This is a genomic window from Curtobacterium sp. AG1037 (assembly GCF_003349855.1).
GTDB lineage: Bacteria > Actinomycetota > Actinomycetes > Actinomycetales > Microbacteriaceae > Curtobacterium > Curtobacterium citreum.
This window is the reverse complement of the sequence record NZ_QQAO01000013.1, coordinates 42,575-63,995: the sequence shown is the minus strand read 5'-3', so window position 1 is coordinate 63,995 and position 21,421 is coordinate 42,575. Positions and strand designations below refer to the sequence as shown.

Here is a 21,421-nt window from a genome sequence, read left to right as displayed (position 1 = left end):
TCCGAGTGACCACCCCACTGCCCGTGTCCCCAGCCCGTCCGACCCGGCGTCGCATCGTCGAGCGGGCGGTGGTCGTCGTCGTGCTCCTCGTGGGCGTCGGCTTCGTCCTCCGTGCGCACCCGGTGGACGCCGGCCTCGCCCGAGCGCTCAACAGCCTGCACGTCGGGGTCCTCGGCGCGGTCGGCTCAGCGGTGTACACCCTGTTCGAGCCGGTGCCGGCGGTGCTCCTGACCGTCGTCCTGACCGGGCTCGTGTGGGCTCGGACCCGCCGCCTGGTGACGGCGGCGGCGTTCGCCGGCGTCGTCGCGCTGACGTGGATCCCGTCCGACCTGCTCAAGGTGGTCGTCGGGCGGCCGCGACCCGACGGGTCCCTGCTGCCGCACCCGTTCGTCCCCGTGCAGCCCGACGCGTCGTTCCCGAGCGGGCACACCGTCTTCGTGGTGGCGCTCGTGCTCGCCGGACTGATGCTCGTGCCGGCAGGTCCCCGCCGCCGGGTGCTCGCGGTGCTCGGCGGGGTCGTCGTGCTGGTCGTGGCGACGGCGCTCGCCGTGGACGGGGTGCACTGGCCGACGGACGTCGTCGCGTCGGTGGCGTGGGCGCTCGCGGTGGCGCCGGTCGCCCGGATCGTCTGGGTCGACCTGGTGCTGACGCGGGTGGTGCAGCGCGGAGCAGCCCGCGTCGAGCGCTTCCGGACGCCGGACGAGCGCGCGGCGGTCGTGGGGGAGCAGACTGGGCGCCACCGCGCGGACGAGGAGGACGCTTCGTGAAGCCCTGGCTGACCCGGATCGGCACGGCGGTCGGCCTCGGCTCCGACCAGGACCCCGACCGCCGCGAGTACCGACGGTCCGCCGTGCGCATCGGCCTGCGGGTCGCGGTCGTCTCCGCGGCGCTCGTGGTGTCCGTCGTCGCGCTCGTCGTGGCCTACGTGGCGTGGCAGCTCACCCCCGCGCAGCAGCTCGAGCGGCACGGGGCCGAGGACGTCCACGTCTACCTGGACACCGTCGACCTGCTCATCGCGGTCCTGGTCGTCGGCGGTGCGGCCGTCGTGCTCGCGGGTGTGGCGACCTGGCTCATCGCCGCACGTGCGGTCCGGCCGCTCGCCGAGGCGTACCGGCTGCAGCGGACGTTCGTGGCGGACGCGAGCCACGAGCTGCGGACGCCGCTGACGGTGCTGAGCGCCCGGGTGCAGCAGCTCCAGGCGATGCTCCCCGCCGCGAGCTCCGAGCGCACGGTCGCGGACGAGCTCCGCACGGACACCCGCGCCCTCGCCGAGGTCGTCGAGGACTTGCTCGCCACCGCGGCCGGCCGGACCGACGAAGCCGCCGTGGCGGAACTCGACGCCGGTCTCGCGGCGGCGGCGAACGACATGGCGGTCCTGGCCCGCGACCGGCAGGTGCACCTCGTGGTCACCCCGGGCGAGGGCGTCCTGGCCGTCACGCCCACGCAGCTCCGGCGGTGCCTCGTCGCGCTCGTCGACAACGCGGTCGGGCACAGTCCGACGGGCGGCGCGGTGTGGGTGGAGAACGAGGTCGTCGGCGACCGCGTGGTGATCCGGGTCCGCGACGAGGGGCAGGGCATCACCGGGATCGCGCCGCGGCGGGTGTTCGACCGGTTCGCCCACGGCGACGCCCCGGCCACCGGCGGGCCGACCCGGACGAGCAACGGCATCGGACTCGCGCTGGTGAAGGACGTCGCCGTCCGCGCGGGCGGCGACGTGCGGGTGGAGCGCACGGGTCCGTCCGGCACCGTGTTCGCGCTGACCCTGCCGCTCGCCGGTGTGACCGGACGGCGGCGGCGCGGATGAGCGGCGGCGGACGGGTCCTGCTCGTCGAGGACGACCCGCGCCTCGGGCCGATCGTGCGGGACGTGCTGTCGGCGTCGTGGGAGGTCGAACTCGTCACAACGCGGGTGGACGCGCTCGAGGCCGCGCTGCACCGGCTGTTCGACGTGCTCGTGGTCGACCGTCGCCTGCCGGACGGCGACGGCCTGGACGTGGTCCGGGAGCTCCGGCGCTTCCGGGTCGCCACCCCGGCGCTCGTGCTCACCGCGCTCGGCGAGGTGCACGACCGGGTGTCCGGGCTCGACGCCGGCGCGAACGACTACCTGGTGAAGCCGTTCGACTTCGACGAGCTGAACGCCCGACTCCGGGCGCTCACCCGCGCGCCGGTGGACCTCGGGCCCTCGTTCGAGATCGGGGGCTGGTCGTTCCGGCCGGACGACCACACCGTGCACTCGCCCTACAGCGGCCGGGTGGCCCTGACCGACCGGGAGTCCGACCTGCTCGCGGTGCTCGCGGCGGAGCCGGACCGGGTGTTCTCGCGCGAGCAGCTGCTGTCCGCGGTGTTCGAGCACGGCGAGCAGCTCGGGACGGTCGACACGTACGTGCACTACCTCCGGAAGAAGACCGAGCGGGACCTCATCGCGACCGTGCGGGGCAAGGGCTACCGGCTCGGCACCCCGGCCTGACGCGGAGCGGACGGGGCCCGCGCGTCCGCGGAGCCCTGCGCCCGGTGCCCGGCACCCTCGTCACTCGGGGTCGAGCAGCCCCTCGCGCTCCGCCTCGACCGCCACCGCGAGCAGGGCGGCCCCCGCACTCACCACACCGAGGACCGCGATCCCCGCCGCTGCCACACCGATCCACACGCCCATGACGCCTCCTCGTCCGACAGCGTGGAGCGGATCGCCCCAGAAAGCAGCAAGGCTGCACGGATCGTCAGCCTTGGCCGTTCCTGGGAGACCCGGTCCGACGCTGGTGCCATGCGCACCACACCACGGACCCGCGAGCGCTGGTTCGACCTGGTCTTCCTGGTCGGCTTCGCGCTCAAGGCGGTCGACGGGCTCGTCGAGCTCCTCGTCGGCCTGCCGCTGCTCGTGCTCCGGCCGGCGCAGGTCGAGGCGGTCGCGCGGCTCCTGACCGCCGGCGAGCTCCGCGAGGACCCGGGCGACCCGGTCGCGCACCTCGTCCGCCACGGGGTCGCGGCGCTGAGCGCGGACGCGACGCTGTTCGCCGCGGTGTACCTGGTCGTGCACGGCCTGGTGAAGCTCGGCATCGTCGCCGCGATCTTCCGCGGGTCACGACGGCTGTACCCGTGGGCGATCGCGGCACTCGGCGGCTTCGTGGTCTGGCAGGGCGTCGAGTTCGTGCAGCACCCCGGCGTCGGGCTCGCACTCCTGACCCTGTTCGACGTCGTCATCGTCGCGCTCACCGTGCGCGAGTGGCGGCACCACCGCAGCCTCGGCGACGCCGTGCGCAGCGTGCTCGGCCGGAGTGCCCGTCGAGCCCCGTCCGACCCGCCCACCGACCCCGCCTGGAGGACCGCCCAGTGACCCCTGCCGCCCTGCACCTGTTCGACGCCGCCTCGGTCCTGCACGCCTTCGGGCCGTGGGTCCTGGCCGGGATCGCACTCCTCGTCGTCGTGGAGTCCGGCGTCCTGTTCCCGTTCCTGCCCGGGGACTCGCTGCTCGTCACCGCCGCGATCCTCAGCGCCACGCTCGGGGTCACACCCGGCGAGGTCGCGCTCGTCGCCGTGACCGCCGCCGTCGTGGGCGACTTCGTCGGGTACGCCCTCGGCGCGCGTGTCGGCCGGCGGCTGTTCCGCCCCGGCGCGCGGCTGCTCACCCCCGCGCGGCTGCACGAGTCCGAGGCGTTCTTCGCCCGCTGGGGTGCCGCGTCGCTCGTGCTCGGCCGGTTCGTCCCGGTGGTCCGCACCTACGTCCCGCTCGCCGCCGGCACCGCGCGCATGTCGCTCGGGCGCTTCGCCACCTGGAACGTCGTCGGCGCCGTGGCCTGGGTCGGGGTGCTCGTCACCGCCGGGGTCCTGCTCGGTGGCGTCCCGCTCGTGGCGGACCACATCGACGCGGTGATGATCGTCGTGGTCGTCGTCTCGGTGCTCCCGCTCGTCGTCGGAGCCCTCGTCCGCCGCCGTCGCACAGCCCGGGTCGAACGGTGACCGCCGCGACGCAGGCACCCGGCTGGTGGCACACGAAGTTCACCCCGGAGCGCCGGACCGTCGGGCGTACCGAGCGGGCCGTCCTGCTCCGCGGGGCCGTCGTGCTCGCCGTCGTCGGGTCCGCCGTGTTCTCGGCGATGCTCGTCGGGGTGCTCGGCCACAGCGGCGTGCAGCACCTGGACCGACCGGTCGAGCAGTGGTTCGACGCGCACCGCGACCGGGACCTGACCGGGGTGTCGGCGTTCTTCGCGACCGTGTTCGGGCCGGTCGGGATGCCGATCATCGTACTCGTGGTCACCGTGGTGTGGGCGCTCCTCGCGCGGCACGCGTGGCGGGCGCTGCTGCTGGCGTGCGGGATGGTGCTCGGCGTCGCCACCGCGCAGCTGCTCGCGCCGATCGTGCGGCACCCGAGGCCGCCCGTCGGGCTGATGCTGCTCGCGCCCGACCACACGTTCTCGTTCCCGTCCGGGCACGTGCTCGGGGCGAGCGACTTCTTCCTGATCGGGGCGTTCCTCGTCGCCTCGCGGACCCACCGTCGGTGGGTCACGGTCCTGTTGTTCGCGCTCGCGGCGCTGATGATCACGGCGCAGGTCGTCACCCGGCTGTACCTGGGCTACCACTGGCTGACGGACACGCTCGCGTCGGTCGGGTTGTCGATGATGATCACCGCGCTGGCGATCGCGGTGGACACGCACGTGACGGTGCGCGTCCCCGAGCTGGCGGACGCGACCCGCTGACGGCCCGGAGGCCCGTGGCGGGCCCGCCACGTGCCTCCAGTCCGTCGCCTGGTCGCGTGGACGGGGGACAAGCCGCGGACCGCACGCTCCGGACCCCGCAGGGGCCGGAGCCTAGCGTGGGCGTGTCATGGCAGCCGAACACCGCAAACCCGTCGAGCCCGATGCGGCTCCCTCCGTCGCACACCACGGCGCGCACCACGCCGCCACCGCCGCACCAACGGCTACCCCACCGGAAGCCCCGAAGGACACCGCCCCGGACCGCGCCCGCCCGTCGGGCGGCGGTGGCGGTCGCGACGACTACCAGCCGGACCCGAACCGCTGGAAGGCGCTCGTCATCTGCCTGCTCGGCGGCGGGATCGTGCTGCTCGACGTGTCGATCGTCAACGTCGCGCTGGAGTCCATCTCGAGCGGCCTGCCCGGTGCCTCGCCCGAGGCCGTGCAGTGGATCCTGTCCGGCTACGCGCTCGCGTTCGGCCTGCTGCTCGTGCCCGGAGGCCGGCTCGGCGACGCTTCCGGCCGGCGACGGATGTTCATCGTCGGCGTCGCGCTCTTCACGCTCGCGAGTGCCCTCTGCGGCTTCGCGCCGAACGGCCTCGTGCTCGTGATCGCGCGCCTGGTGCAGGGCTTCGCTGGTGGTCTGCTCACGCCGCAGGTCACCGCGCTCATCCAGCAGCTGTTCCGCGGGAAGGAGCGCGGCACCGCGTTCGGCCTGTTCGGAGCGACGGTCGGCATCGCCACGGCGATCGGCCCGCTCGTCGGTGGGCTGCTCATCACGGCGTTCGGGACCGAGAACGGCTGGCGGTTCGTGTTCTTCGTGAACCTGCCCGTCGGACTCATCACGATCCTCCTGGCCTTCCGCTACCTGCCCGCCACCGCGAAGGCCGAGCGCGGGCGGAAGCACGACTTCGACCCCGTCGGCATCGTCCTGCTCGGCGCCGCGGTCGTCGCGCTGCTGCTGCCGTTCGTGCAGTCCGAGGAGTGGAAGAGCAACGCGAAGTGGTGGCTCGTCGTCGCCGCGGTCGTGTTCGCCGTGCTGTTCGTGCTCTGGGAACGGCGGTACGCGCGGACGAAGGAGCCCGTGATCGACCTCGGGCTGTTCCGCCGCCGTTCGTTCTCGCTCGGTGTCGGGCTCGCGACGGTGTACTTCGCCGGCTTCACCCCGCTGTTCTTCGTGCTGACGCTCGCGCTGCAGTCCGGCCTGCACTACTCGGCGCTGCTGGCGGGGGCGTCCTCGGTGCCGTTCGCGATCGGGTCCGGCGTCGCGTCGACGATCGGCGGTCGGGTCGTGTCCCGGTTCGGGCGGCAGCTCATCGTGTTCGGCACGATCCTGGTGCTGCTCGGGCTCGGCGGCGTGATCTGGGTGGTCGCGAACCACTACGGGCCGTCGCTCGGCTGGTGGCTCGTGGTGCCGCTGCTCGTCGCCGGTGTCGGCTCCGGCCTGACCATCTCGCCGAACCAGACCCTGACGCTGTCCGAGGTCCCCGTCCAGCAGGGCGGCTCGGCCGGTGGGCTCATCCAGGTCGGTGCCCGGGTCGGGTCGGCCATCGGGATCGCGGCCGTGGGCAGTGTGTTCTACTCGGCGCTCGCCAGCTCGAAGGGCGACTACGCGCAAGGGCTGCCGCTCGGGCTCGGGGTGTCGCTCGCGTTCGTGGGGGCGGCGCTGCTCGCCGGGATCGTGGACGTCGTCGTGGGGCGGGTGCGGGGGACGCAGGCGTCGGTGTGAGGCGGGGCGGCGGCGACACTCGGCGCTCGGCTGGTCGGCTGGTCGGCGCTCGGCTGGTCTGCTGCCGCGGTGACCTTTCGCGCTGAGCGACAGGTCACGCGCGCCGCTGCCCGTGAGGTGTCGCTGGGCGCGTGAGGTCGGGCGACGGCGACCGCCGCCGACCGCGCTACCGGGACCGGTCGAGCGCGGCGGCGGCGCGTCCGAGCAGCCAGTTCACCGCCCAGCCGACGACGCCGATGACCGGCACCGCCAGGATGACGACGGTCCACACGGCCTTGACGACGTCGCTCCGACGACGATCACGCCACACCTGCACGAGCGCCACCACGTCGAGCGCCAGGATCACGACGATCACCAGCAGGTGCGCCCCACTCATGTTCTGCAGCACGGCTGCCTCCCCTCCTCGCACGGTCGCGCGACGGGTCCACGGTAGGTCGGCGCTCGGGCCCGGGTCGTCAACCGGGAGGACGACATCCAAGCGTCCCGACACCGCCACCCCTACGCTGACGGGATGGCACCGCGCGTCCGACCCGTCCGACCGTCCGACGAGCAGGCGTGGGCGGAGCTGTACGCCGGGTACCGCGCCTTCTACCGACTGCCCGACGACCCCGACGCCGTCGCTGCGACGTGGCGATGGGTGTCCGGCGGCGAGCACGGCCTGCTCGGGCTCGTCGCCGTGGACGACGACGACCGCCCGGTCGGGCTGGCGAACCTGCGGCGCTTCGCACGTCCGTCGACCGCCACGATCGGGCTGTACCTCGACGACCTGTTCACCGCACCGACCGCCCGGGGAGCGGGTGTCGCGACGGCACTCCTGCACGAGGCCGCCGCCGTCGCGGCTGCCGAGGGGGCGAGCGTGGTGCGGTGGATCACCGCGCAGGACAACGCGGCGGCACGACGGGTGTACGACGCCGTGGCCACCGCGACGCCGTGGGTGACCTACGACCTCGCCCCCGGTTCCCCACGCGACTGACCGGCGCGGGTTCAGCGCCCCCGGGCGTACGCGCTGCCGTCCCACGTGTGCACGGCGTCGTCGTCCCAGAGCATCCGGAGGTCGTACGCGGCGCAGTCGACGAACGTCCCGATGCTGATCCAGTGCCGCGACCGGCGGAGCTCGCCGCGCGACGGCCCGTCCGAACCGATGCCGGCCCGGTGCACCATCCACTCCAGGTCCCGGGCCTGCTCGTCGAGGTACCGCATCACGGCCTCGTTGTCCCGGTGCTGCCCGTCGTAGGACTTCGCGATCGTGCGGCGGACGATCCGGAGCGGCAGGGCCAGACGTCGCCCGGGCACCGCACTGAGTCCGCCCGCCTGGTACAGGAACCGCCGTGTGCCGCTGCGGCGCATCGCGGGCACGAGGCGCTGCACGAACTCGGTGTTCACCAGGCGGTCCTGCTGGGCAACCCGGTCCCCGAGCATCGCGACGACGCCGTCGACCCCGTCGAGCAGTCGGTCGAGGTCGAGTTGGTCGTCGGTGATCAAGCCGGCGACCACCTCGAGCCGCTCGTGCCGGACCGCGAGCTTGGCGGGCGTGCGGGCGAGGGCGCGCACGTGGTGGCCCTGCTCGAGCGCGAGGCGGGTGAGGTGTTGCCCGGTCTGCCCGGTGGCGCCGAGCACGAGGAGGGAGCGTCCGTTGGTCATGTCCACAATCTAGACACTGACTACTATCTAGTCAATGCCTGGTTTGGGTACGATGGCGACATGACCGAGCGGCCGTTCCACCACGGGAACCTCCGCGCGGTGCTCCTGGACGAGGCCGTCGCGGTCCTGCGCGACTCGGGCGTCGAGGGGCTGTCGCTCCGGGACCTCGCACGCCGCGCCGGGGTCAGTCACGGTGCGCCGCGGAGCCACTTCGTCGACCGCCAGGCGCTCCTCGACGCCCTCGCGGTGGTCGGCTTCGAACGCCTCCGGACCGCGGTCGAGCGGGCGATGACGGCGTCGACGGACCTGCCCGACCGCTTCCGCCGCGTCGCGCACGCCTACGTCGACTTCGCCGTCGACGACGCCGCCCTGATGGACCTGATGTTCCAGGCGAAGTCGAGCACCCGCACCGGTGCCGTCGGGGAGGCCGCCGGGGCACTGTTCGGCCTGCTCGACCAAGCGGCGGGGCCCCGGGGCGCCGACACCGACGAGGCCGCCCGCGAATCGTTCAAGATGCTCTTCGCCGCCACGATGCAGGGACTCGCCGCGCTCGTGGTGTCCGGGCGGATCCCGCGCGCGCAGGGCGAGCGGCTCGTCGACGACGCCGCCGACATGATGCTCGCCTCGGACCTGGCGCGACGCTCCGTCACCGACCGCTGACGGTCCGGCCCGGTAGCGTGCGACCATGAGCCCCGCTGCGCCGGACCTGCCCGGCCTCCCGCCGTTGTCCTGGACGGGCGTCGACGGTGTCGCCATGTACGACGACCGCACCGGCGCGCTGACGCTCGAGTCCGCGCCCGGCGTCGACTGGACGAACGACGCGGGCGGCGGCCCGCAGCAGCACAGCGCCACCGCGCTCGCGTTCGCGGCGCCGGACGGCGACTTCGTGCTGTCGGCCCGGGTCCGCGTCCCGGGCGAGCGCACGACATTCGACGCCGGCGCGCTCGCGCTCTGGGCGGATCCGGACCACTGGGCGAAGCTCTGCGACGAGCACTCCCCGCAGGGTGATGACATGGTTGTCAGCGTCGTCACGAACGACTGGTCGGACGACTGCAACAGCAGGCTGCTCGAAGCGCCGGCCGTCCACCTCCGGGTCGCACGGGTGGGCGGCGCCTTCGCCTTCCACGCCTCGTCGGACGGTCGGACGTGGGACTTCGTCCGCACGTTCCGCCTGCTGTCCGGCTCCGCGCCCCTGTCGGTCGGCTTCCTCACGCAGGCACCCACCGGCGACGGCTGCACGGCCGTCTTCGACGAGATCGCCTACGCCGAACGCACCCTGCCGGACCTGCGGGACGGTCGCTGACGGCCCGGACGCGACCAGCGGACGGACGGGAGGACCGTGGCGGCCCCGCCACGCGCCTCCAGTCCGGTCCTGGTCGCGACCAGACCTGCACGCCGGATGCACGCGCGTCAGACGCCGGCGGGCACCGCCACCCGTGTCAGCCGCACCGGGACGGCCTTCGACACCGGGGTGTTGCTGCCCTTCGCCGCGCTGTCCAACGGCACGAGCACGTTCGCCTCGGGGAAGTAGGCGGCGGCGCAGCCGCGCGCACTCGGGTACGCGACGACCCGGTAGTCCCGCAGCACGCGCTCGACGTCGTCGTCCCAGACCGTCTCGACGTCGACGTGGTCGCCGTCGGTCAGCCCGAGCTCGGCCAGGTCGTCGGGGTTGACGAAGACGACGTGCCGGCCCTTCTTGATGCCGCGGTACCGGTCGTTCAGGCTGTAGATCGTCGTGTTGTACTGGTCGTGCGAGCGCAGGGTCTGCAGCAGCAGCGTGCCCTCGGGGCGCTCGACGTGCTCGAGCTCGTTCACCGTGATCATCGCCTTGCCGGTCTTCGTCGCGAACGTCCGTGAGTCACGCGGGCCGTTCGGCAGCACGAAGCCCTCCTTGCTGCCGGCGCGGCGGGAGTAGTCCTCGAAGCCGGGGACGACGTGGCTGATGTGGTCGCGGATCACGTCGTAGTCGTCCCGCATGGCCTGCCAGTCGACCGGGACGCGGTCGCCCAGGGTGGCCTTCGCGAGCTCGCACACGATCGCGACTTCGGAGAGCAGGCCGGGGGCGACCGGCGGGACCTGCCCGTGGCTGCCGTGCACGGAGCAGACGGTGTCCTCGACCGAGACGAACTGCGGGCCGGCGGCCTGGACGTCGATCTCGGTGCGGCCCATGGTCGGCAGGATCAGGGCTTCCTGTCCGACGACGGCGTGCGAGCGGTTGAGCTTCGTGGACACCTGGACGGTCATCTCGGTGCCGCGGAACGCCTGCTCGGCGAGCTGGCTGTCCGAGATCGCGGCGACGAGGTTGCCGCCCATGCCCATCCAGAACCGGATGTCGCCGCGCTGCATCGCGTGGATGCCCTTGAGGGCGTCGACCCCGTGCTCGCGGGGCGGCTCGAAGTGGAACTCCTTCGCCAGGGCGTCGAGGAACGAGTCCGGCATCTGCTCCCAGATGCCCATCGTCCGGTCGCCCTGCACGTTGCTGTGCCCGCGGATCGGCGAGGCGCCGGCGCCGGGTCGGCCGATGTTCCCGCGGAGGAGCAGGAGGTTGATGATCTCCTTGATCGTGTCGACGGCCTTGGTGTGCTGCGTGATGCCCATCGCCCACGTGATGATCGTGCGCTCGGACCGCAGGTACCGCTCCGCGAGCTCGTCGATCTCCTCGATCGTCAGGCCGGTGGCGCGGACGACCTCGTCGTCGTCGACCTGCAGGATGTGCTCGACGAACGCGTCGTACCCACTCGTGTGCTTCTCGATGAACGCGTGGTCCACGACGGACCCGGGCGTGCGCTGCTCGGCGAGGACCACGCGCTTCGCGATCGCCTGCAGCAGCGCCATGTCGCCGCCGAGCCGGATCTGCAGGAACTGGTCGGCGATCTCGGTGCCGTGCCCGACGACGCCGCGGACGCGCTGCGGGTTCTTGTAGCGGCGCAGGCCGGCCTCGGGCAGGGGGTTCACCGCGACGATCTCGGCGCCGTTGCGCTTGGCGTCCTCGAGTGCGGTGAGCATGCGCGGGTGGTTCGTGCCGGGGTTCTGGCCCATCACGATGATGAGCTCGGTGTGCTCGAAGTCGTCGTACGCGATGGTCGACTTCCCGATGCCGACCGTCTCGGCCATCGCCAGGCTGGTGGACTCGTGGCACATGTTCGAGCAGTCGGGCAGGTTGTTCGTGCCGAAGGCCCGGACGAACAGCTGGTAGACGAACGCCGCCTCGTTCGAGGTGCGCCCGGAGGTGTAGAACGACGCCTGGTCGGGGGAGTCGAGGCCGTTCAGCTTGTCGGCGATGATCCGGAACGCCCGCTCCCAGCTGACCGGTTCGTAGTGGTCCTTCCCGGCGGGCTTCCACACCGGTTCGGTCAGCCGGCCCTGCATGCCGAGCCAGTACTCGGTCTTGTCGGCGAGGTCGTCGACGGAGTGCTCGGCCCAGAACTCCCGCGGGACGAGCACGGGCGTCGCCTCCCAGACCACGGCCTTGCCGCCGTTCTCGCAGAACTCGGCCGTCTTGCGCTTGTCCGGGTCCGGCCAGGCGCAGCTCATGCAGTCGAAGCCGCCCTTCTGGTTCAGGGAGAGCATGAGCTTGGCGGTGCGCGCGAGCCCGAGCTGCTCGATCGCGGGGCCCATCGAGTGCAGGACGCCGGGGACGCCGGCCGCCCAGTCCTTGGGCTCGCCGACCGTCATCTCGGCGTCGGTCACGTCGTCCTTCGGGGGCTGCTCGGTCACTGGGCGCTCACTGTCTCTCGGGACTGCTCGGACTGTTCGGAAGGCTGGGACTGCTGGGTGGCGGGCGCTGCTGCTCCCGCGGTCGCGGCGTCGGCCGGCGCGAGCGCCGGTTCGACGATCCGCTCGGGTCGGCTGTAGACGACCATGCTCTGGCCGCGCAGGAAGCCGATGATCGTGATGCCGACCTCCTTCGCCAGGTCGACGGCGAGCGACGAGGGTGCCGACACCGCCGCCAGGACCGGGATCCCCGCCATCGACGCCTTCTGTGTCAACTCGAAGCTCGCGCGGCCCGACACCATCAGGACGGTGCCGCTCAGGGGCAGTCTGCCTTCCTTGACCGCCCACCCGACGACCTTGTCGACCGCGTTGTGGCGCCCGACGTCCTCGCGGAGGACGAGCATCTCGCCGCTCCGCCCGTCGAACAGCGCCGCGGCGTGCAGCCCTCCGGTCTTCTCGAACACGTCCTGCGCCGCCCGGAGCCGGTCGGGGAACGTCGCGAGGAGCGCCGGGTCGAGCACCAGGTCGTCGTGGTGCACCGCGTGCTGCGAGGTCGTCCGGACTGCGTCGATGCTCGCCTTGCCGCACAGCCCGCAGGAGCTCGTCGTGTAGAACGCCCGCTCCAGGCTGGGGTCCGGGGCGGGGACGCCCGCCGCGAGCGTGACGTCCAGCACGTTGTAGGTGTTCAGGCCCTCGTCCGTGGCGCCGGCGCAGTACCGCGCGGCGGCGAAGTCCTCGCCCCGGGCGATGACCCCCTCGGACACCAGGAACCCCGCCGCCAGGTCGACGTCGTTGCCCGGCGTCCGCATCGTGATCGCGAGCGAGTTCCCGCCGACGCGGATCTCCAGCGGTTCCTCGACGGCGAGCAGGTCGTCACGCACCGACCGGGACGTCGCGACGGTGATGCGGGTGACGCGCTTCCGCGCCGTGATCCGGCTCATGGTCCGGGTCTACCACCCGAGTCGGTGACCCCGCCAGCGTGGTGCGGTTCGCGGTGGGATCGCACGCTTCTCCACAGGGTCGTCGCCCACAGGCTGCGGTCGTCGCGTCACCGTGTCCACGGCAGCCGGACGGGAGGCACGGCCTCGCCCGCCACGCGGCCCCCGGACCCGACGACCATCAGCCCGTCGGCGTCGGCCAGGCCCCGGAGCATCGCCGACGTCTGGTAGGCGGCCGGCACGGCTCCCCCGGGGGTGTCCCGGTAGGCGAGGACGAGGTCACCCGGACGTTCGTTCGGGACGTCGACGGCCAGTCGGACGGACCCCGTCGGCTCCGGCGCGCGTCCGAGCACACCGGCGACGAGCGGGCCGCCGAGCAGCACCGCCCCGACCATCGCCGCCATCGGGTTGCCCGGCAGGCACAGGTAGACGGTCGCCCCGCGACGGGCGAGGAGCATCGGCCGACCGGGGCGGACGGCGACCCGGTCGATCAGCAGCTCGGCGCCGATCCGGGCGAGCGCGCCGCGGACGTGGTCCGTCGAGGACCCCGCCGTGCCGCCGGTCGTGACGACGATCCGCTCCTGCGCGCCGTCGAGCACGCGGGCGGTGGCGTCGGCGTCGTCGGACACGCGCTCGGCTGCGACGGGGTCGGCCCCGAAGGCCCGGAGCACGGTCGGCAGCGTGTGGGTGAACACGTCGCGGACCTGGCCGGGGCGTGGGACGCCCGCGCCGACGATCTCGTCGCCGAGCACCGCGACCCGGGCCGTCGGGGCCGGCGCGACGAGCACGTCGTCGACGCCGGACGCCGCCGCGAGGGCCGCCCGCGGCGGGGTCAGCACCGTGCCCGCGGGGAACAGCGTGCTGTGCCGGGCGACCTCCTCGCCGGCGGGACGGACGTGGCGGCGGTCCGAGGGGGTGTGCCGGACGAGCCGGCCGTCGGCGTCGACCGCGGCGTCCTCCGAGCGCACCACGGCGGTCGTCCCGGGCGGCACCGGTGCACCGGTCGTGATCGGGCGTGCGTGCCCGGCGGCCAGGGTTTCCGTCGACGGCACGGCCCCCGCGACGATGCCCGCGCCGAGCGTCCACGGCCCGTCGCCCGCGACCGCCCACCCGTCCATCGCGGCCCCGTCGTGGCCGGGGACGTCCCCCGGGGCGACGAGGTCCCCGACGAGCGTCCGGCCGATCGCCGCCGCGAGGTCGAGTCGCAGGGGATCCGACCCGAACCCGGGGCCGGACGCCGCGAGGTCCGCCGTCAGTCGGACGCCCTGCCGGTGCGCCTCGGTGCGCGCGGCCTGCCAGGGGAGCAGGACCGCCGTCACCGGGCGCCGGCGTCGGTGCCGGAAGCGGTGCTCGCGTCGGTGCCCGGTTGCGTGCCCGGTTCGCTGCCCGTACCGCTGCTGTCGGCTCCGCGGGCGAGGGCGGCGCGGGTCGCGGTCGCCGCAGCGGCCTCCACGTCCGCCGGCGAGCCGCCCCGGAGCCCAGCGGCGTAGCCGACCAGGAACGTTGTGAGCGGGGCGGCGGGCCGGGCGACACCGTGCGCGGCGTCCCGGGCGAGGTCGAGCACGACGTCGCGGTCGAGCGTGAAGTCCTCGGGGAACCCGAGCGCCTCGGCGAGCTCTGCGGTCCATGCGGCGAGGACGTCGTCTGTGGTCATGCGGTCAGTCAAGCAGCCCGCTCGTCCCCGTGACCCGGGCGGCGTCCGCCGGTTCGTCCACGTCCGCACAGAGACCGCCGGACAGCGGCACCTCGACGAGCCGGAGCCCCGCGGTCAGTCGCCGCACGGCAGCGTCGGTCGGGTCGCCGAGCGCCCGGACGGCGTCACGCAGTGCGGACGACCGGTAGAGGGCGAGGAGTGGCTGCCGACGCCCGTCCTCGTCCACGGCGACGAAGCCGTCGGCGTCGACGGTGTCGTCCGCCGACCGCAGCAGCGCGTCGACCGCCCGCTCGGGCCGCACGAGGTCGCACGCGAGCACGAGCGTCCACGGCGCGGGCGCGGGGACCGCCTCGAGCCCCGCGGCGATCCCGGCCACCGGTCCGCCGAACGGCGGTTCCTCGCGCGTGACGACGACCCCGTCCGGCGCGGTCCGGCCCTCCCGGAGCCCGACGAGCACGACGCTGCGGGCCCTGGCTGCCGCGGCGACCGCGTGGTCCGACAGTGCCAGGCCGTCGGCGACCAGGGCCGTCTTGTCGATGCCGCTCATCCGCGACGCCCGACCCCCGGCGAGCAGGACGGCGTCGTACTGCACGCCCGGGGTGGTCATGCGGGAACGTTACCCCGCCGTGGTCCGCCGACGGCATCGCACTCGGTACCGTGAGCCCGTGAAGTCGAAGAAGATCCGTCGTCGGCTCGACGAGGCCGTCGGGGCAGACCACGTGGTGCGCGTCGTGCGTCGCACCGAGCGAGGGTCCCGGTACTCCGGCTTCGTGCTCCGCGTCGGCGCGAAGTGGGTCCTGATGGCCCCGCTGGCCGACGGTGGCGCGTTCGACGGCCTGATCGCGATCCGGTTGCGTGAGGTGCACAGCGTCAGGCGCGACACCACGTTCGCGGCACGCGCCGCCCGGCTCCGTCCAGAGTGGCCACCGTCGTCGCTGGTCCCGGCGGGCATCGACCTCGACACGACCGCCGGCGTCCTCCGCACGATCGCCGCCGAGGGAGAGCTGATCGGGATACAGACGGACCAGCGACTCGACGCGCTGTGGATCGGGCTGCTCCACGAGGTGACCCGGCGGTGGGTGTACCTGCACGAGGTACGGCCGGACGCCTCCTGGCGGGACGTGCCGCTGGGGTACCGCCTCGGCCGCATCGACACCGTCGAGACGGGCGGGCAGTACCTCCGCGGGCTGCGCACCGTGGCCGGCCGGGGCCCCTCGGCCTGAGCCACGGGAACTGTTCACCACTCCCGGCCCCGCTCGACCGGGGATCGCCACTAGCGTGACGGGTGTGACCCTCCGAACCCGACGGCGTGCGACGTGAGCGGCCTGCACGCCGTGCCGACCATCCACGACGTGGCGGCGCTCGCCGGGGTGTCGAAGTCCGTCGTGTCCCGGGCGCTCGCCGGGGCGTACGGGGTGGCGCCGGCGACCGTCGAGCGGGTCAAGCGCGCCGCGGTCGAGCTCGGGTACGTCGCGAACGCGAACGCCCGCGGGATGTCCGCCCACCGCACGCACACGGTCGGGGTGTTCGTCCGCGACGCCGCGACGCCGTTCTACGGGCACCTGCTCACGGCGTTCCAGCTGCAGGCGGCGGCCCGCGGCTACCGGGCGGTCACTGCGACGGGCGCCGGGTCGTTCCCGCTCGCCGAGGAACGCCGCGCGCTCGAGACCCTCGTGTCGCTCCGGGTCGAGGGGCTCATCGTCTGCAGCGGCGCCCTGCCGGTGGAGGACGTCCTGCCGTTCGCCCGACGCATCCCCACGGTGATCGCCGGACGTCCGGAGCGCGACCCGTCGGTCAGCAGCGTCTACTGCGACGAGCGCGGCGGCGGCCGAGCACTCGCAGACCACGTCGCCGACGCCGGGCACGTGCGCGTCGCGGTGCTCACGATCAGCGCCGCGGGCTCCCTCACCCAGTCGGCCCGGACCGACGCGATGGCCCGACGGCTCCGGTCCCGCGGGGTCGACGTCCTGCGGATCCGTGCCGAGGACCACGGCAACGACCCCCGCGCGCTCGACTCGTTCGTCGCGGCCGTGATCTCGGCGGGCGGGGTGTCGGCGATCATGGCGCCGAGCGACCACTACGCCGTCGGGGTCCTCGAGGCACTGCGGCGCCGCGGGCTCTCGGCGCCGCAGGACTTCTCGGTCACGGGCTACGACGGCATCCGGCCGTACGACACGGAGCTGTTCGGGATCACCTCGTGGCGGCAGCCGCTCGACGTGATCGGCACGATGGCGGTCGACGCCGTCGTCGACCAGGTCGACGCCAGCCGGGCGAACGCCGCGCACGTCGCCGTCGACGGGGAGTTCGTCCCCGGCCGCACGCTCGCCAGCGCCTGACCGCGCAGCGACCCAGCCGACACCGGTCGTTCACCGCTTCGTCACCGCGGGGAGGGGTGCGCTCGGGAACGATCCCCACCACGATGGGGAACGTTCCCGAAACCGCGACGAACAGGACGAGCATGCCGACCCCCACCACCCTCGACACCTCTGCGGCGACCGCCCCCGCCGTCACCGCCAAGGGCGCCCGCGACGACAGCGACCCCTACCGCTACGGCGTCTACCTGCGTCCAGACCCCCGGACCTGCCGCGCGGTCACCGTCGTCACCGACCAGCTCCGCGCCCAGTACGGCCTGGTGTCCTCCGGCGCGTTCCCGCCCCACGCCACCCTGATCGGCAGCCAGCCGTTCGGGTCCGCCGAGTCCGAGGTGATCGACGCCCTCACCGCGCTGCTCGACGGTCGACCCGGCTTCCCGGTGCACAACGCCGGGGTCCGCGAGCAGGGCATCGGCTACGTGTACGACGTCGCCACGAACCCGGACGGTTCGCGGAACACCGCGTTCGACCAGCTCGCGATCGACGTCGACGCGGCCGTGGCCCCGTTCCGCCGGTCGATGAACGCGCCGCTGCCGAACGACCACGACCCGGAGCGCTACCGCCCGCACCTGTCGCTCGCGTCGCACGACCTGTACGTCCGGCCGGACCTGCACGACGAGGTCGGCGAGTTCATCCGCGGCCTCGACGTCCCGGTGCCGTCGGACTTCGTCGGCGACACCGTCGTGCTCTGCCGCACCGCGAGCCCCGACTGGACGGGGCGCTGGTGGCAGACGATGACGTGGGAGCACGTCCGCACCTGGAAGCTCCGCACGCCGTGACCGCGACGCTGCGCGACGTCGCGCGCCGGACCGGCATGTCCCGCTCGCTCGTGTCGCTCGCCCTGCGGGGCGACGACGGCGTGTCCGCACCACGTCGGGAACTGGCCGTGCGCGCCGCGGACGAGCTGGGCCTCCCGGTCGGGTCGCTGGCGCGACGTCGCGCAGCCGGCGCACCGCTCGTGCTGGGCCTCCTGCTGACCGAGCGGGCCAACCCGTTCCACGCGGAGGTCCTGCGCAGCGCGCAGGCCACCGCGGACACCCTGGGGTTCGCGCTCCGGGTCGTCGATGCGTTCCGTGACGACGACCGCCTGGTATCCGGCCTGGAGGCACTGCACACGTCCGCCGGGTCGGCCGACGGGGTGCTCGGGGTCGCGGTGGTCAGCAGCCGGCTCCCGCCAGCCGCGCTCGCCGCGGCCGCGGCGGACCTGCCGGTCGCGGTCCTCGGGTCGGCCGGCGAGGCGCTCGCCGGCCGCGGGGTGGACACGGTCCGCTCGGACGAGGAGTCCGGGATGCGGGAGCTCGTGCTGCACCTGGCGGCGGCGGGCCACGTGCGCACGTGCTTCGTCGGCGAGACCGAGCACCCGTCGACCACCAGGCGCGGGCGGGCGTACGGCGCGGCCGTGGCGCTGCTGCCGACCGACGGCCGCGCCGAGGACGTCGGGTCGCTCGTCGCCGACCCGGCGCGGATCGCCCGACTGCTCGGCGACGGGGTGACGGCGTTCGTGACCGCCAACGACGCGACGGCCGCGCGGCTGGTCTCCGCGGCCGCCGGTGTCGGCCTCCGGTTGCCGGGCATCGCTTCGGTGACGGGGTTCGACGGGACCGCCCTCGCCGGGCGGCTCGACCTGACGACCGTCGACCAACCGCGTGCCCGGATGGGTGCCCGCGTGGTGGAGCTCGTCGTCGAGCGGCTCCGCGGGCGCCGGGTCGAGCGGCACGAGGTGCTCCCGACCCGGCTCGAGCAGCGGGGGTCCGTCCGTGCGGCCCCGCTCGTCCTCAGCCCGCGCGGGTGACGGTGGCGGAGAGGGCTGCGACCCGGGTGACCAGTCGCTCGTGGGGGTCGCCGGCCCCGACCGCGACGTAGTCCTCGGCGTCGACCGCGCGATCCGTCGGGACGCCGTGGCGGAAGCCGCGGAAGCGACCGCCGGCACGTTCGAGCACCAGCGCGCCGGCGGCGACGTCCCAGGGGTGCGTCGCGAAGCCCAGCGTGACGTCGGACCACCCGGCGGCGACGTGCACCAGGTTGAGCGCGCCGCTCCCGGTGCTGTGGTGGTGCCGGAAGTCCAGGGTCAGGTCCCGGAGCAGGCCGAACGCGGCGGTCTCGCCGAGCAGCTCGAGGTCCTGCTGCACCGGGAAGCTCGTCAGCACCGTGGCGTCCTGCGCCGGTCCCGAGACGGACCGCATCGGTCGGCCGTCCAGGAACGCGCCGGTGTCGTCCGCGCCGAACGCGTGGTCCGCGACGGGGTCGAGCACCACGCCGGCGACGACCGTCCCGTCCACCTCGGCCGCGATCGAGACGCACCAGTACGCCAGGCCCCGGGCGAAGTTGGCGGTGCCGTCGATCGGGTCGACGATCCAGCGCACCCGGGCGCCCTCGGGAGCGGGACCGACGGTGCCCTCCTCGCCCAGGACCGTCGACCCGGGGACGGCCGTCGTCAGGAGTCCGGTCAGGGCACGCTCGGCGGCCCGGTCGTGCTCGGTCACGACGTCGTGAGCGTCGCGCTTCGTGTGCACGACGACGTCGGAGCGGAAGGCACTCAGGAGCGACGGGGCGACGGCGCGCGCGGCGTCCTCGGCGGCGCGGCGGAGGACGGCGGATGCCGGCGGGTCGGTGCAGGGGAGTTCGGTGCGGAGGCGCCCGGCGCGAGGGGGCACGGTCGGCGTGGGTTCGGTCATGTCCCCGGTGTACGACGTCCGCCGCGCTGGACGCGGAACCCCCGGCGTCGCGCGGCCGTCCCACGGGTGAACTCCGGCGGCGCTCCGGGGCCCACGGTGCCCCGTCCGGGCCCGGTGTCGAACACTGCGTGAACGGCGGGCGGCGGGACGTCGACCTCGCTTGCGACCGCCGCGGCCGCGCCTCCACAGTGGTGTCGTCCCCAGATCGGGAACGTTCCCTAACCCGAGGAGTCCCCACCATGACGGTCTCCGTCCGGCCCGGCCTCATCGCCGGTCGCCAGCGGTCCGCCCCGGCCACCCGCTCCTGGCACCGAGCCGACCGACGCGTCGGCGTCGTGCTGCTCCTGCCCGCGCTGCTCGTCTTCGCGGTCTTCGTCTTCTGGCCGCTCGGCCGGGTGCTCCTCCTCAGCACGCAGGGCACCGACATCTTCGGGCAGCCCGCCGGCTCGGTCGGCCTGCAGAACTACGTCAGGACCCTCACCGACCCGGCGTTCGGTCGGACGATGCTCAACACCGCGGTGTTCTGCGCCGGGGTCGTCGCCGCTCGGGTGGTGTTCGGGCTGCTCATCGTGGTGCCGCTCACCGCGAAGCTCCGCGGCACGCCGGTCTACCGGGCGCTCCTGACGTCCCCGATGGTCGTCTCGGTGTCGGCCGCGTCCGTCGCCTTCGCCGCGATGCTCGCGCCCGGGACCGGTCTCGTCGACACCGTCGTGCAGCAGTTCGGCGGGACCCCGGTGCCGTGGCTGACGAGCACGCACTGGGCGCTGTTCAGCGTGATCGTCGTCACCGCGTGGGGGTCGCTCGGCTTCACCGTCCTGCTGCTCCTCGGGGCGTTCGGGGCGATCGACCCCGAGGTCGTCGAGGCGGCCCAGCTCGACGGTGCCGGACCCCTCCGGGCGTTCTGGTCGGTGTCGCTGCCGCTCGTCACGCCGACGCTGTTCTTCGTCGTCGTCACCGGCACGGTCGAGGCCCTGACGACGTTCGGGCAGATCCAGATCCTGACCGGCGGGGGACCGGCGGACTCGTCGAAGACCCTCGTCTACGCGATCTACCAGCAGGCGTTCGGGTCGGCGAGCGCCAACTTCGGGCTCGCCGCTGCCCTCGGAGTCGTGCTCTTCCTGCTCGTCCTCGCGCTGTCGCTGGTGCAGTTCGGCGTGCTCGAGAAGCGGGTGCACTACTGATGGGCCCGCGCACCGCACGCCGCGTCCGCAGCACCCTGCTGCACGTGTGGCTGATCGTCGCCGTCGTGGTCGTCTGCTTCCCGCTGTACTACGTCTTCGAGGGGGCGCTCACCCCGTCCGAGTACCTGCACCAGGGGCTCCCGGGACTCGTGCCGATCCACCTCGACCTCGGCAACGTCGAGCGGGCACTGCAGGTCGCACCGCTCGGTCGGCAGTTCCTCAACAGCATCGTCGTCACGCTCGCCCAGACGACGCTGCAGGTCGTCATCGGCATCGTCACCGCGTACGCCCTGGTGTTCTGCCGGCTCCGCGGGACCCGGGCGATCTTCCTCGTGCTGCTCGCGAGCATGATGATCCCCGGCGAGACGACCCTGATCGCGAACTACCTCACGGTCGCGTCCTGGCACCTCATCGACACCCTGCTCGTCGTGTTCCTGCCGTTCGTCGCCTCGGCGCTGACGATCTTCCTGTTCCGGCAGGCGTTCCTGTCCTTCCCCGCCGAACTGCACGAGGCCGCCGTGCTCGACGGCGCCGGGCACTTCCGGTTCATCCGGTCGATGCTCCTGCCCGTCACCCGCCCGACGCTCGTCTCCGTGACGCTCGTCAGCGCGACCGCCGCCTGGAACGGGTTCTTCTGGCCGCTCCTCGTGACGAACTCGCCCGAGAACCGGACCGTGCAGGTCGGCATCGCGCAGCTGTCCAACGCCGAGGCCTCGGACGTCGGCGTCGTGCTCGCCGGCGCGGCGATGGTCACGCTCCCCGTGCTGCTGCTGGTCCTGGTGACCCAGCGCTTCCTCGCCGGCGGGATCACCGCCGGCGCCCTCAAGTAGCCCCGG

25 protein-coding genes are annotated in these 21,421 nt (G+C 73.7%); 16 read left to right on the top strand and 9 right to left on the bottom strand.

Going from position 1 to position 21,421, the window contains the following annotated elements; all coding sequences use genetic code 11:
- Positions 1-5: 5 nt before the first annotated feature.
- Genes DEU32_RS15830 through DEU32_RS15820 form a run of 3 tightly spaced genes read left to right on the top strand, consistent with a single transcriptional unit; the run spans position 6 to position 2,466 of the window.
- Entirely contained in the window at positions 6-767 is a 762-nt protein-coding gene (locus tag DEU32_RS15830; RefSeq protein WP_181819317.1) for a phosphatase PAP2 family protein, read from the top strand.
- Positions 764-1,804, top strand: a complete 1,041-nt coding sequence (locus tag DEU32_RS15825) for a sensor histidine kinase KdpD (protein ID WP_141862789.1) — start codon at positions 764-766, stop codon at positions 1,802-1,804. Before DEU32_RS15830 ends, DEU32_RS15825 begins: the two co-directional genes overlap by 4 nt.
- Positions 1,801-2,466 (top strand): response regulator transcription factor, encoded by a 666-nt coding sequence (locus DEU32_RS15820; protein ID WP_114851384.1) that lies wholly within the window; start codon positions 1,801-1,803, stop codon positions 2,464-2,466. The genes DEU32_RS15825 and DEU32_RS15820 overlap by 4 nt, the downstream gene beginning before the upstream one ends.
- A gap of 60 nt (positions 2,467-2,526) precedes the next feature.
- Here DEU32_RS15820 and DEU32_RS17595 read toward each other — a convergent pair whose 3' ends face one another.
- Positions 2,527-2,649: a hypothetical protein gene (locus DEU32_RS17595; protein WP_257222049.1), complete on the bottom strand. Its 123-nt coding sequence runs from the start codon at positions 2,647-2,649 to the stop codon at positions 2,527-2,529.
- A gap of 108 nt (positions 2,650-2,757) precedes the next feature.
- Here DEU32_RS17595 and DEU32_RS15815 point away from each other — a divergent pair, with 108 nt between their 5' ends.
- The 4 genes from DEU32_RS15815 to DEU32_RS15800 all read left to right on the top strand — a co-directional run bounded on the left by DEU32_RS15815 (position 2,758) and on the right by DEU32_RS15800 (position 6,410).
- Positions 2,758-3,327, top strand: a complete 570-nt coding sequence (locus DEU32_RS15815; protein WP_114851383.1) for a DUF2127 domain-containing protein — start codon at positions 2,758-2,760, stop codon at positions 3,325-3,327.
- A complete protein-coding gene (locus DEU32_RS15810) occupies positions 3,324-3,950 on the top strand; it encodes a DedA family protein (RefSeq protein WP_114851382.1) in 627 nt (208 codons plus the stop codon). Before DEU32_RS15815 ends, DEU32_RS15810 begins: the two co-directional genes overlap by 4 nt.
- Complete coding sequence (locus DEU32_RS15805; protein ID WP_114851381.1) at positions 3,947-4,687, top strand: phosphatase PAP2 family protein; 741 nt, start codon at positions 3,947-3,949, stop codon at positions 4,685-4,687. The genes DEU32_RS15810 and DEU32_RS15805 overlap by 4 nt, the downstream gene beginning before the upstream one ends.
- Positions 4,688-4,814: 127 nt before the next feature.
- A complete protein-coding gene (locus DEU32_RS15800; RefSeq protein ID WP_114851380.1) occupies positions 4,815-6,410 on the top strand; it encodes an MFS transporter in 1,596 nt (531 codons plus the stop codon).
- Positions 6,411-6,576: 166 nt separating this feature from the next.
- Here the strand turns inward: DEU32_RS15800 and DEU32_RS15795 are convergent, their stop codons facing one another.
- Positions 6,577-6,798 (bottom strand): PLDc N-terminal domain-containing protein, encoded by a 222-nt coding sequence (locus DEU32_RS15795; protein ID WP_114851379.1) that lies wholly within the window; start codon positions 6,796-6,798, stop codon positions 6,577-6,579.
- 123 nt (positions 6,799-6,921) lie between these two features.
- On the opposite strand from DEU32_RS15795, the gene DEU32_RS15790 reads away from it, so the two are divergent.
- Positions 6,922-7,383: a GNAT family N-acetyltransferase gene (locus DEU32_RS15790; RefSeq protein ID WP_058740535.1), complete on the top strand. Its 462-nt coding sequence runs from the start codon at positions 6,922-6,924 to the stop codon at positions 7,381-7,383.
- An 11-nt stretch (positions 7,384-7,394) separates the two neighbouring features.
- Here DEU32_RS15790 and DEU32_RS15785 read toward each other — a convergent pair whose 3' ends face one another.
- Complete coding sequence (locus DEU32_RS15785) at positions 7,395-8,051, bottom strand: NAD(P)-dependent oxidoreductase (RefSeq protein ID WP_114851378.1); 657 nt, start codon at positions 8,049-8,051, stop codon at positions 7,395-7,397.
- Positions 8,052-8,111: 60 nt separating this feature from the next.
- Between DEU32_RS15785 and DEU32_RS15780 the strand changes: the two genes are divergently transcribed.
- The gene (locus DEU32_RS15780; RefSeq protein WP_114851377.1) at positions 8,112-8,711 is read left to right on the top strand and encodes a TetR/AcrR family transcriptional regulator; all 600 of its coding nucleotides are present in this window, start codon (positions 8,112-8,114) and stop codon (positions 8,709-8,711) included.
- Between the two features lie 25 nt (positions 8,712-8,736).
- Positions 8,737-9,354: a DUF1349 domain-containing protein gene (locus DEU32_RS15775; protein WP_114851376.1), complete on the top strand. Its 618-nt coding sequence runs from the start codon at positions 8,737-8,739 to the stop codon at positions 9,352-9,354.
- A 107-nt stretch (positions 9,355-9,461) separates the two neighbouring features.
- On the opposite strand, the gene DEU32_RS15770 is transcribed toward DEU32_RS15775, so the two are convergent.
- The 5 genes from DEU32_RS15770 to DEU32_RS15750 all read right to left on the bottom strand — a co-directional run bounded on the left by DEU32_RS15770 (position 9,462) and on the right by DEU32_RS15750 (position 14,964).
- The gene (locus DEU32_RS15770) at positions 9,462-11,726 is read right to left on the bottom strand and encodes an FdhF/YdeP family oxidoreductase (RefSeq protein ID WP_114851435.1); all 2,265 of its coding nucleotides are present in this window, start codon (positions 11,724-11,726) and stop codon (positions 9,462-9,464) included.
- 38 nt (positions 11,727-11,764) lie between these two features.
- Positions 11,765-12,706, bottom strand: coding sequence for a formate dehydrogenase accessory sulfurtransferase FdhD (gene fdhD / locus DEU32_RS15765; RefSeq protein WP_114851375.1), 942 nt, complete (start codon positions 12,704-12,706; stop codon positions 11,765-11,767).
- 107 nt (positions 12,707-12,813) lie between these two features.
- Positions 12,814-14,022, bottom strand: coding sequence for a molybdopterin molybdotransferase MoeA (locus DEU32_RS15760; protein WP_114851374.1), 1,209 nt, complete (start codon positions 14,020-14,022; stop codon positions 12,814-12,816).
- On the bottom strand, positions 14,019-14,357 hold the full coding sequence (locus DEU32_RS15755) for a DUF6457 domain-containing protein (RefSeq protein WP_114851373.1): 339 nt from the start codon (positions 14,355-14,357) through the stop codon (positions 14,019-14,021). Before DEU32_RS15755 ends, DEU32_RS15760 begins: the two co-directional genes overlap by 4 nt.
- A 4-nt stretch (positions 14,358-14,361) precedes the next feature.
- Positions 14,362-14,964: a molybdenum cofactor guanylyltransferase gene (locus DEU32_RS15750; protein ID WP_114851372.1), complete on the bottom strand. Its 603-nt coding sequence runs from the start codon at positions 14,962-14,964 to the stop codon at positions 14,362-14,364.
- 58 nt (positions 14,965-15,022) lie between these two features.
- On the opposite strand from DEU32_RS15750, the gene DEU32_RS15745 reads away from it, so the two are divergent.
- The 4 genes from DEU32_RS15745 to DEU32_RS15730 all read left to right on the top strand — a co-directional run bounded on the left by DEU32_RS15745 (position 15,023) and on the right by DEU32_RS15730 (position 18,521).
- Positions 15,023-15,580 carry a hypothetical protein gene (locus tag DEU32_RS15745; RefSeq protein ID WP_114851371.1) on the top strand — a complete coding sequence of 186 codons (558 nt, stop codon included), beginning with the start codon at positions 15,023-15,025 and terminating at the stop codon, positions 15,578-15,580.
- A gap of 93 nt (positions 15,581-15,673) precedes the next feature.
- Complete coding sequence (locus DEU32_RS15740; RefSeq protein WP_114851370.1) at positions 15,674-16,693, top strand: LacI family DNA-binding transcriptional regulator; 1,020 nt, start codon at positions 15,674-15,676, stop codon at positions 16,691-16,693.
- Positions 16,694-16,815: 122 nt separating this feature from the next.
- On the top strand, positions 16,816-17,508 hold the full coding sequence (locus DEU32_RS15735; RefSeq protein ID WP_114851369.1) for a heme utilization protein: 693 nt from the start codon (positions 16,816-16,818) through the stop codon (positions 17,506-17,508).
- The gene (locus tag DEU32_RS15730; RefSeq protein WP_114851368.1) at positions 17,505-18,521 is read left to right on the top strand and encodes a LacI family DNA-binding transcriptional regulator; all 1,017 of its coding nucleotides are present in this window, start codon (positions 17,505-17,507) and stop codon (positions 18,519-18,521) included. The genes DEU32_RS15735 and DEU32_RS15730 overlap by 4 nt, the downstream gene beginning before the upstream one ends.
- Here DEU32_RS15730 and DEU32_RS15725 read toward each other — a convergent pair.
- Positions 18,505-19,404: an inositol monophosphatase gene (locus tag DEU32_RS15725; RefSeq protein ID WP_114851367.1), complete on the bottom strand. Its 900-nt coding sequence runs from the start codon at positions 19,402-19,404 to the stop codon at positions 18,505-18,507. The genes DEU32_RS15730 and DEU32_RS15725 overlap by 17 nt on opposite strands.
- Positions 19,405-19,643: 239 nt before the next feature.
- Between DEU32_RS15725 and DEU32_RS15720 the strand changes: the two genes are divergently transcribed.
- Both DEU32_RS15720 and DEU32_RS15715 read left to right on the top strand, forming a co-directional pair.
- A complete protein-coding gene (locus DEU32_RS15720) occupies positions 19,644-20,585 on the top strand; it encodes a carbohydrate ABC transporter permease (RefSeq protein ID WP_114851366.1) in 942 nt (313 codons plus the stop codon).
- The gene (locus DEU32_RS15715) at positions 20,585-21,415 is read left to right on the top strand and encodes a carbohydrate ABC transporter permease (RefSeq protein ID WP_058740823.1); all 831 of its coding nucleotides are present in this window, start codon (positions 20,585-20,587) and stop codon (positions 21,413-21,415) included. The genes DEU32_RS15720 and DEU32_RS15715 overlap by 1 nt, the downstream gene beginning before the upstream one ends.
- The last annotated feature ends 6 nt before the right edge of the window (positions 21,416-21,421 follow it).